The 7,000-nt window shown below is 45.4% G+C and carries 7 protein-coding genes; all 7 read left to right on the top strand.

Annotated elements, in window-relative coordinates; genetic code table 11:
- The first annotated feature begins 233 nt into the window (after window positions 1-233).
- Genes napA through Q0200_RS01245 form a run of 7 tightly spaced genes read left to right on the top strand, consistent with a single transcriptional unit; the run spans window position 234 to window position 6,959 of the window.
- Window positions 234-3,020: a nitrate reductase catalytic subunit NapA gene (napA, locus tag Q0200_RS01275; RefSeq protein ID WP_297936850.1), complete on the top strand. Its 2,787-nt coding sequence runs from the start codon at window positions 234-236 to the stop codon at window positions 3,018-3,020.
- Between the two features lie 2 nt (window positions 3,021-3,022).
- Window positions 3,023-3,787 carry a ferredoxin-type protein NapG gene (gene napG, locus Q0200_RS01270; RefSeq protein ID WP_009492925.1) on the top strand — a complete coding sequence of 255 codons (765 nt, stop codon included), beginning with the start codon at window positions 3,023-3,025 and terminating at the stop codon, window positions 3,785-3,787.
- On the top strand, window positions 3,784-4,584 hold the full coding sequence (napH, locus tag Q0200_RS01265) for a quinol dehydrogenase ferredoxin subunit NapH (protein ID WP_297936848.1): 801 nt from the start codon (window positions 3,784-3,786) through the stop codon (window positions 4,582-4,584). Before napG ends, napH begins: the two co-directional genes overlap by 4 nt.
- Window positions 4,581-5,180 carry a nitrate reductase cytochrome c-type subunit gene (locus tag Q0200_RS01260; RefSeq protein WP_297936846.1) on the top strand — a complete coding sequence of 200 codons (600 nt, stop codon included), beginning with the start codon at window positions 4,581-4,583 and terminating at the stop codon, window positions 5,178-5,180. Before napH ends, Q0200_RS01260 begins: the two co-directional genes overlap by 4 nt.
- The gene (locus tag Q0200_RS01255; RefSeq protein ID WP_297936844.1) at window positions 5,177-5,647 is read left to right on the top strand and encodes a 4Fe-4S ferredoxin; all 471 of its coding nucleotides are present in this window, start codon (window positions 5,177-5,179) and stop codon (window positions 5,645-5,647) included. Before Q0200_RS01260 ends, Q0200_RS01255 begins: the two co-directional genes overlap by 4 nt.
- Window positions 5,644-6,615, top strand: coding sequence for a nitrate reductase (locus Q0200_RS01250; RefSeq protein WP_297936841.1), 972 nt, complete (start codon window positions 5,644-5,646; stop codon window positions 6,613-6,615). The genes Q0200_RS01255 and Q0200_RS01250 overlap by 4 nt, the downstream gene beginning before the upstream one ends.
- Complete coding sequence (locus Q0200_RS01245; protein ID WP_297936839.1) at window positions 6,612-6,959, top strand: chaperone NapD; 348 nt, start codon at window positions 6,612-6,614, stop codon at window positions 6,957-6,959. The genes Q0200_RS01250 and Q0200_RS01245 overlap by 4 nt, the downstream gene beginning before the upstream one ends.
- Window positions 6,960-7,000 lie beyond the last annotated feature (41 nt).

Raw genomic sequence — 7,000 nt, 5'->3', positions numbered from 1 at the left:
TGGGTTTTGTTATCAAAAAGCATATTGATTTTTGTAAATATAAAATTTTATATTTATGCGTAGTTTTAAGCATTAGCCCTAAAATAGGCGAAATAAAGATAATTTTGGTCTTAATTTGAATTCCAAATGTTGCCAAAGAACTAGTTATTTTTAATCAACTTAAATTTAGGTTATAGCGGTTAATATCTACCTGATTTTTAAGAACTATCTTAAAAAATAAACGAGGAGAGAAAATGGATCGACGAGATTTTATAAAAAGCGCCGCCGCTTCGGCTGCTTGCGCGAGTGCGGGTATAGCGCTGCCTAGCTCTATGGCAGCTGCGCAAAACGCAGCTGAAAAGGGCTGGCGCTGGGATAAGGCTGCATGTAGGTTCTGTGGAACTGGCTGCGGCGTAATGATCGCAACCAAAGAGGGCAAAATCGTAGCAGTCAAGGGTGACCCTGAAGCACCAGTAAACCGCGGCCTAAACTGCATCAAAGGCTACTTTAACGCCAAGATCATGTACGGCGCAGACCGCATCACTCAGCCGCTTTTGCGCGTGAACGAAAAGGGCGAATTTGATAAAAAAGGCAAATTTAAGCCTATTAGCTGGGAAAAAGCCTTTGACATCATGGTGGAAAAATATAAAGAGACCATGAAGAAAAACGGCGTGCATTCAGCCTGCGTTTTCGGCTCGGGTCAATACACTATTTTAGAGGGTTATGCAGCCGTCAAACTATGGAAAGCGGGTATCAGAAGCAACTCCATAGACCCGAATGCTCGCCACTGTATGGCGTCCGCGGTCGTCGGATTTATGCAGACTTTCGGTATCGACGAGCCTGCGGGCTGCTACGACGACATAGAGCTAACCGATACTATCGTGGCTTGGGGCGCTAATATGGCGGAGATGCACCCGATACTTTGGGCGCGCGTAAGCGATAAGAAGCTAAGCGATCCTGAGCGCGTAAAGGTCGTAAATTTAAGTACGTATTCGACTAGAACGTCAAATATCGCCGATTCCGAGATTATTTTCGCTCCTTCAAGCGACGTAGCTATCTGGAACTACATCGCTCACGAGATCGTTTATAATCATCCTGAAGCCATTGATTGGGACTACGTAAATAGCCACTGCGTATTTGCGACGGGACCTGCCGATATCGGCTATGGGCTTAGAAATAATCCAAATCATCCTAACTACAATGCCGAAAAAGACGTCATCGAGACCGAACTTAAAAAGACTTTAAGCAAAAACGAAGGCGTGACTCTGGGCTATCTAGGCTATAAAGAGGGCGACGTGATGGAAAATAAAAATACGGCTACCGCGGGCAAACACTGGCAAATCACGTTTGAGGAATTTAAAGAAGCTCTTAAACCTTATACGCTTGACTTCTCCGCTCCGCTAATAAAAGGCGATCCAAACGAGGATTTGGAAGAATTTAAGAAAAAACTAAAGCAACTAGCCGACTGGTACATCGAAAAAGGTAGAAAAGTAGTTAGCTTTTGGACGATGGGCTTTAACCAGCACCAACGCGGCACTTGGGTAAACGAGCAGGCCTATATGGTACATATGCTTCTTGGTAAGCAAGCAAAACCGGGCGAGGGTGCTTTCTCTCTAACTGGACAACCAAGCGCATGCGGAACGGCACGCGAGGTCGGTACTTTCGTCCACCGCTTGCCTGCGGATATGGTCGTAGATAACGCCGAACACCGCGAAATAAGCGAGAAAATTTGGAAACTTCCTAAAAACACGCTAAATCCGAAAGTCGCCTCTCACTACGTAAAAATGATGCGCGATATGGAAGACGGAAAGATGAAATGGGCGTGGGTGCAGGTAAATAACCCGTGGCAAAATACCGCAAACGCAAACCACTGGATAAAAGCCGCTCGCGAGATGGATAACTTTATCATCGTCTCAGACCCGTATCCGGGCATCTCGGCTAAGGTTGCCGATCTAATCTTGCCTACTGCGATGATATACGAAAAATGGGGCGCGTACGGTAATGCCGAGCGCCGAACGCAGCACTGGCGTCAGCAAGTCCTTCCGGTAGGCGAAGCGATGAGCGACACGTGGCAAATGCTGGAATTTGCTAAGCGCTTTAAGCTAAAAGAGGTTTGGGGCGAACAAAAAGTGGACGATAAGCTAACGCTTCCAAGCGTGCTAGACGAGGCAAAAGCCATGGGTTATAGCGAAGAAGATACGCTATTTGACGTGCTTTTCGCAAACGAAGAGGCTAAGAGCTATCCTGCAAAAGACGCTATAATGGAAGATTTTGATAACTCTGAAGTTTTCGGCGACAGTAGAAAAATCGTCGGCTCGGACGGCAAAGTGTTTGAGGGCTACGGATTTTTCGTTCAAAAATATCTTTGGGAAGACTACCGCAAATTTGGCTCGGGTCACGGACACGATCTAGCGGACTTTGATACTTATCACAAAGTGCGCGGCCTAAGATGGCCTGTAGTAGACGGCAAAGAAACCCAGTGGAGATTTAATGCCAAATACGATCCGTACGCGAAGAAATTTGCCGAAGACGGCAAGCAGTTTGCATTCTACGGAAATAAAAAAGCCAAGTTGCAAAAAGGCGATTTGACCAAAGTAACTAGCGGAGACGAGAATTTTTCTATCGCTAATAAAGCCAAAATTTTCTTCCGTCCTTATATGGATCCGTGCGAGATGCCTGATACTACGTATCCTTACTGGCTATGCACGGGCCGCGTCTTGGAGCACTGGCACACCGGCACTATGACTATGCGTGTTCCTGAGCTTTACCGCGCTGTACCTGAGGCTCTTTGCTACATGCACGAGGGCGATGCGCAAAAGCTAAATTTACAGCATAACGACGTAGTTTGGGTCGAGTCTCGCCGCGGTAAGGTAAAAGCAAGGCTAGATCTGCGCGGACGAAACAAAACTCCTTCGGGACTAGTTTACGTGCCGTTTTTTGATGAAAACGTGTATATCAACAAAGTCTGCCTAGATGCGACTTGCCCGATCTCAAAAGAGACCGACTATAAAAAATGCGCGGTTAAAATTTACAAGGCTTAATAATGCAAAATAGAAGAGAGGCTTTAAAATTTGGGTTAAAGGCGATTAGTTTGGTTCTTGCAGGCGGCTTTGCCTGGAGTACGCAAACGACGGCTAAAGCCCAAACTCTACTCATCAGGCCGCCAGGTGCTTTAAAGGAGAAAAATTTCCTTAGCGAGTGCATACGCTGCGGGCTTTGCGTAGAAGCCTGTCCTTGGGATACGCTTAAGCTTGCGGATTTAGACGACGGATTGCCTTACGGTACTCCGTTTTTTACCCCGCGAAATATCCCTTGTTATATGTGTACGGATATCCCGTGCACGGTCGCCTGTCCGACCGGAGCGCTAGATACGAAGCTAGTGAGCGAGGATAACGGCAAGCTAAATATAAACAAAGCGCAAATGGGTATCGCGGTGCTGGATCCGAATTTTTGCATCGCTTACGAGGGGCTTCGCTGCGACGCTTGCTACCGCGCCTGTCCTTTGATAGATAAAGCGTTAAGGCTTGAATATGTCCGCAACGAACGCACGCAAAAGCACGCGTTTTTTAAACCTGTCGTAGACGCCGACTACTGCACGGGCTGCGGCATGTGCGAACAAGTTTGCGTGACGCCAAAAGCTTCTATCTTCGTGCTTCCGCGCGAGATAGGACTTGGCTCTAGCAACGAACAGTACGTAAAAGGCTGGGTCGAAGGCGCGGATAAAAAGCTAAAAGACGCCGAACCTAAAGAGTTTAAAACCGACGAGAAAAAGCTAAACGACTATCTAAATAGCGGAGATTTGCTATGAAATATTTGATTTTAAGAAGGATAAGTCAAATTCTGATTCTGGGGCTGTTTTTTGCGAGCAACTACTACGGAATTAAAATTTTACAAGGCAATCTCAGCTCGTCTTTGCTTTTCGGAGTTGTTCCTCTTAGCGATCCGTTTGCCGTTTTGCAGTTATATCTAGCTAGTTTTAGTATCGCTTCGGGCGCGCTTGTGGGAGCCGCTATCGTGTTTGCTTTTTACGCGATCGTCGCTCCGCGCGCTTTTTGCAGCTGGGTTTGCCCGGTAAATATCATCACCGAAACCGCTCGCTGGGTTAGAGTAAAGCTTGGCTACGATAAAGATAAAAAATTCGTAAATTTTACGCGAAGCGCGAGATATTACGTTTTGGGATTTACGCTTTTTATCTCGCTAGTCACTTCGGCTCCGGCGTTTGAGGGCATTAGCTTTATCGGCATTATTCAGCGCGGCGTCATCTACGGTGGCACGCTGTGGTTGTTTGTGGCGTTTGGAGTGTTTGCGATAGACGCGTTTATCGGCGATAGACTAGTCTGCTCAAAGCTTTGTCCGCTGGGCGCTTTTTACGCGATAGCCGGCAAATTTGCCCTTATCAGAGTAAAGCACGATGCGGCTAGCTGTACTAACTGCATGAAGTGTAAGCTAATCTGTCCGGAAAACCAAGTGCTTGGCATCATCGGCAAGCAAAGCGGGTTTATAACATCGAGCGAGTGCATCAGCTGCGGACGCTGTATCGACGTCTGCGACGACGACGCGCTCAAATTTAATATAAGAAATTTACTAAAGGAGAAAAATCAATGAAGGCGAGAATTTTGGCGGGATTGGCGTGCGCCGTCCTCGTATTTTCGGGATACGTCGAAGCTAAAGAAGAACAAAAATCCTCTAGCTCGGTACAAACTCAAAAAGTAGAGCAAAAAAATAAATCAAAATCATCCGATAGCAAAGAAGCAAAGGATCTAAATATCTTGCGTTCGGCTAACGACGTTATGGACGAAGAAGAGGTAAAGCTAGCCGATATCAACTGGACGAAACCTGCCGCAGGCGAAGCACAAAGATATGAGCGCTCTTTTGAAAACGCACCGCCGATGATACCTCATGATTTAGAGGGTTTGATACCGATAACCGCGGATAATAATATGTGCGTTACATGTCATATGCCTGAAGTCGCAAAAGACGTCGGCGCGACTCCGATCCCTAAATCGCACCTTTATAGCATAAGGAACAAAAAAGACCTCGACGGTAAGCTTAGTGACGACCGCTTTAACTGCACTACGTGTCACGTACCGCAGGCGAACGTAGAGGCTAAGTTTAAAAATAACTTTAAGCCGGAGTACCGCGATGCCAACTCGTCTCAGCATTCCAATCTATTAGACGTACTAAACGAAGGCGTTAGGTGAGCGTATCCAGACGCGAGCTATTTACTAAATTTTTGGGCGGCAAAACCGCTCAAAAATTTATTGCGCCGCCTTATTTTTGCGGCGAATTTAACTGCGCTGATTGCGAAGCGCCTTGCGTTAGCGCTTGTGATAGAGAGCTTTTGAGTTTTGAAAACGAGAGAGTAAATTTTAAATTTAAGTCCTTAGGTTGTAACTTTTGTAAAGAGTGCGCGCTTGCTTGCGAGGAGGCGGGACGAGAGGTTTTAAATTTAGAATTTGCAGCTAAAATCGAAGCTAAAATTTTTATCGACGTACATAGTTGTCTTGCATGGAACGGCACGATTTGCTGTAGTTGCCAGGATGTTTGCAAATTTAGAGCCATCGATTTTTTAGGCGTTTTTCGCCCAAGCGTAAATCAAAAATGCACGGGCTGCGCGCAGTGTATGGAAGTTTGCTTCGCAAATAGTATCAAAATGGAGGCGTTATGAGAAAATTTATTTTATTTTTTACGGCGATTTTTTGCTTAAATTTGACCGCAAATTTGGCGGCTGCACCGCTCGAGATCTCGCAACCGGACAAGGTCATAAAAGCGGGCGCAAACGTGATAAGCTCAAATTTGATAGATGAAATTTTATATCTGGGCACGGACGGTAGCGAGCTTGATATCTACGACATAAAGGCGGATAAATTTTTAGAACCGATCAAATTTCGCACAGTCAAAACGCACTTTAGCGACGAAGAGCCAGCAAAAATTTTTAGTATCGACCGGCTGGGCGATATGCTTTTGGTTTTAACCGAGATGGATTACAACGAGCGATATTTGTACGTTTTTAAAAAAGAAAATGACGGCTGGAGCGAGGTTAGCAATATGCATCTAGCTAACAAATCCGCCAAAAAAGCCTTTTTCATAGATGAAAAAACGGCGGTAGTATCGGATTTCGGCAATGAAATTTACTATATCGACCTAGAGAGTAAAAAAGCAGTCTTTAAACATAAATTTTCCATCGCGCTTTACGTGGATTTTGAGATCAATAAAACCCGCGACAAAATCGCTATCGGAGCCGAAAGCGGCGTGATTTATATCTATAATCTAAAAACTCGCCAAACCGAACAAACGCTAAATTTCTTTAAAGACAACATGTACGACATCGACTACAAAAATGACGTCGTAGCCGTGGGCTGCATCGACAAACAAGCAGGCGTTTTTAACGGCTCGATGAGCTATTTTAAGTCTGATTTTATCGTTTATGCGACGGGGCTTAGCGACGACGCCAAAACGCTAGCGTATATGAACGGCGAAGAGAGCGATATCCTGGTCTACGACATCGCAAGCAAAACAAAACTCGCGACCGTAAAAACCGGACAGCAAATTTTAAATGAAATTTACCTCTCCGATAGCGGCAGACTAATCAGCGTCGCGTACGAAAAAGAGGTTAAATTTTGGAGCGTAAAATGAATATATCAAGTGCGATAGTATATACAAAAGACGGAAACGAAGCTGCCGAAGTAGCTAAAAGAATCGAGCAAGTAAAAGGCTGCGAGGTCATCGCCGCGCAAGAGGGCAAAATCGTAGTCGTGATGAGCGCGGAAAATTTAGACGGCGAGATAGAGCTCTTTAAGGCGCTAGAGGGCGTAGAGGGCGTCTCAGAAGCCGCGATGATATACAGCTATCAAGAGGATTTGCAACAAGATATCGAAAGCATTAAAAAAAGCGGCAAGATAAGCGATATACTGCTCGATGAAAACATCGACGCGAAGGATATCGTCTACAACGGTCACGTCGGCGATAGAGTAAAATAAATTTTGCCCCTTAACTTTATTCTAATTTTGACGATATATAA

The sequence above is a fragment of the uncultured Campylobacter sp. genome (genome assembly GCF_938045225.1).
Lineage (GTDB): Bacteria > Campylobacterota > Campylobacteria > Campylobacterales > Campylobacteraceae > Campylobacter_A.
This window is presented reverse-complemented; position numbering and strand designations above follow the sequence as displayed.

Bases quoted from the DNA above. Each gene is read 5' to 3' on its own strand.
- napA (WP_297936850.1), top strand. From the start codon at position 234: ATGGATCGACGAGATTTTATAAAAAGCGCCGCCGCTTCGGCTGCTTGC.
- napG (WP_009492925.1), top strand. From the start codon at position 3,023: ATGCAAAATAGAAGAGAGGCTTTAAAATTTGGGTTAAAGGCGATTAGT.
- napH (WP_297936848.1), top strand. From the start codon at position 3,784: ATGAAATATTTGATTTTAAGAAGGATAAGTCAAATTCTGATTCTGGGG.
- Q0200_RS01260 (WP_297936846.1), top strand. From the start codon at position 4,581: ATGAAGGCGAGAATTTTGGCGGGATTGGCGTGCGCCGTCCTCGTATTT.
- Q0200_RS01250 (WP_297936841.1), top strand. From the start codon at position 5,644: ATGAGAAAATTTATTTTATTTTTTACGGCGATTTTTTGCTTAAATTTG.
- Q0200_RS01245 (WP_297936839.1), top strand. From the start codon at position 6,612: ATGAATATATCAAGTGCGATAGTATATACAAAAGACGGAAACGAAGCT.